Consider the following 2181-nt stretch of genomic DNA (forward strand, 5'->3'; position numbering starts at 1 on the left):
CTGGCCTCCTTTAAAAAACTAGTTAGTTTTTTCAGTTTTTTAAAGTAAACCATAGTTGCGGATTAAATCATAGGCGGATTATTTGACGCTTACAATAGAACTAGATTGCTTTTGCTTTTAATCGCCATGTCATTTGCTGCCACAGGTTGTGGACATACCGGTGCTCCTGATAAAGAACCGATTGATTCCGGGATTAACGAACCGGTCGATTCCGAGGCGGAAGAACCTGTCGATAACGAAACGAAAGAACCGGTCGATCAAGAGGTGAATGAGGCACCTTTGGATTCAAAGGTAAGTAAAGTTACTTGGTCTGACTGCACTAATGATTCATCCAAAACTTTTTATAATGATGATGCAACAATAGAATTTACTTTTACAGATGGAACTACTCAGGAAGTTGTAATTGGCGCCTATAGTACAGTGGATTCCATGAATAAAAATGATATGGATAATGATGGTGAAGAAGAATATGTATTCCATATCACCTATGTAAATACAATTGGAGAGAATTAATTTCTCTATGTGTACAAGGTTGATGATAATAAAGCAGAGCTATGGTTTCCCGGTAATACCGGAATCACTGAAGTTGATGAGAACGCTTGCTTGGAGGAAGAGACTACAGTAGAGGTAGATGGTAAAAATAAAAATGCCATAAAGGTTGAATGCGCTGTTAGGGATGAAGGCAGAGCAAAAGCAACCTATGACGGGATTATTTATTACGATAATGGACAGTGGAATGAATATGATAAGTAAATAGCTGCATCTTCAGAAAGAAGAAGAGCTAATTATAACTCCGCTATTAAGCAAATCGAGGTTACAGAGATGATTGAAATAAAAGAATGTGATGATTATGAAGCAGCAAAGAATCTTATTTTGGACTATTCAAAGATAAAAGGGGCAGAGAACTGCTTCGTATCTCTTGATAAAGAATTAGCTGATCTAGAGGGATTTTATAAAGGTGGAGCATTGCTTCTTGGCTATGAGGATAGTGATCCGATTGCAACAATAGCAATCAAAAAACTTAATGATGATCAAGCTGAGGCAAAGAGATTATATATTAAACCTGAACAAAGAGGCAAAGGGCATGCTAGGTATATGCTCAATGCGATGTTGGATAAATGTCGCGAGTTAGGATTTAAGGAAGTTCGTTTTACTACGAAGCCTGAAGTGATGAGTGTTGGTTATGCTCTCTATAAAAAGATGGGATTCGAAGAACTTGAAAACAACGAAGGAACTGTTTTGATGAGAATGTTATTGCTATAAATATAAAGCTGCTTGTGTAACTATAGTTCTGTATTAAGCCTGTATCAATGTGATATGATGCAGGCTTTTTTGCTTGAAATATAAAATGAATCATGCTATTATAAAAATGAAAACAGCAATTTCGTATTTGTGAGGTGATTAAAATGGTAATTGATTATATTATAGAGAATTTCACAGATGGTGAGCCGATTTTCTTAGATGAACTACCGAGTAATTCTAAGGATTACCTCCGTCAGGAAATGAAAAAACTCGTTGATGAAGGAAGGCTTGAACGTTTGTACAATGGCGTTTACTATTTGCCCTATATGACAATACTTGGGACCAAGGGACGCATATCTGTAGATAAATATATTGATAAAAAATACTTAAATGTTGATGGCACAGTTTCTGGTTATGTCACTGGTTTACAATTGGCTAATCAATATGGCTTTACTACACAGAATCCTTCAGTTTATGAAATTTGCAGTAACGAAGCAACTACCAAACAGAGGAAGCAGGATTTTGACGGAAATACCATTATAGTGTATAAACCGGTTGATACTGTGACCGAGAGAAATAAGTTTGCACTACAGTTTCTTGATCTTATGACTAACATTGATAAGTACAGTGAAATTGGTGGTACTGAGCTTTTAAAAAAACTAAAAAAATATATTAGGTCAACAAGGCTGGATTTTTCTGTTGTCAAAGAGTATCTGTCTTTTTATCCTGACAAAGTGTATAGAAACATATATGAAGGAGGATTGATGGGTGAACTGGTATAAAGATTATAAACGAGAATGGAAGGAGATAATTGAAACCATATCTCGTGAAGTAAATAGAACACTGGTCCTATGTCAAGATTTAGTACAAATTAAAATGAGAGGATTCGCCTGCTAAGCAGCAGACAAATCACTTACCCTTTCGTACAGCTTTTCATAC

At 35.9% G+C, this 2181-nt stretch carries 4 protein-coding genes; all 4 read left to right on the forward strand.

Features of this window, described 5'->3' with window-relative positions; all coding sequences use genetic code 11:
* The first annotated feature begins 105 nt into the window (after positions 1-105).
* Complete coding sequence (locus tag BM377_RS16025) at positions 106-513, forward strand: hypothetical protein (RefSeq protein WP_092250988.1); 408 nt, start codon at positions 106-108, stop codon at positions 511-513.
* A gap of 9 nt (positions 514-522) precedes the next feature.
* Complete coding sequence (locus tag BM377_RS16030; RefSeq protein ID WP_092250990.1) at positions 523-753, forward strand: hypothetical protein; 231 nt, start codon at positions 523-525, stop codon at positions 751-753.
* 69 nt (positions 754-822) lie between these two features.
* Positions 823-1263 (forward strand): GNAT family N-acetyltransferase, encoded by a 441-nt coding sequence (locus tag BM377_RS16035; RefSeq protein ID WP_092250992.1) that lies wholly within the window; start codon positions 823-825, stop codon positions 1261-1263.
* Positions 1264-1406: 143 nt separating this feature from the next.
* Positions 1407-2024, forward strand: a complete 618-nt coding sequence (locus BM377_RS16040; RefSeq protein WP_092250994.1) for a hypothetical protein — start codon at positions 1407-1409, stop codon at positions 2022-2024.
* The last annotated feature ends 157 nt before the right edge of the window (positions 2025-2181 follow it).

The sequence above is a fragment of the Butyrivibrio sp. INlla21 genome (assembly GCF_900116875.1).
GTDB lineage: Bacteria > Bacillota > Clostridia > Lachnospirales > Lachnospiraceae > Butyrivibrio.

What these genes read in the sequence shown, in the direction of transcription:
- BM377_RS16035 (WP_092250992.1), top strand. Translation starts at nt 823, where the DNA reads ATGATTGAAATAAAAGAATGTGATGATTATGAAGCAGCAAAGAATCTT.
- BM377_RS16040 (WP_092250994.1), top strand. Translation starts at nt 1,407, where the DNA reads ATGGTAATTGATTATATTATAGAGAATTTCACAGATGGTGAGCCGATT.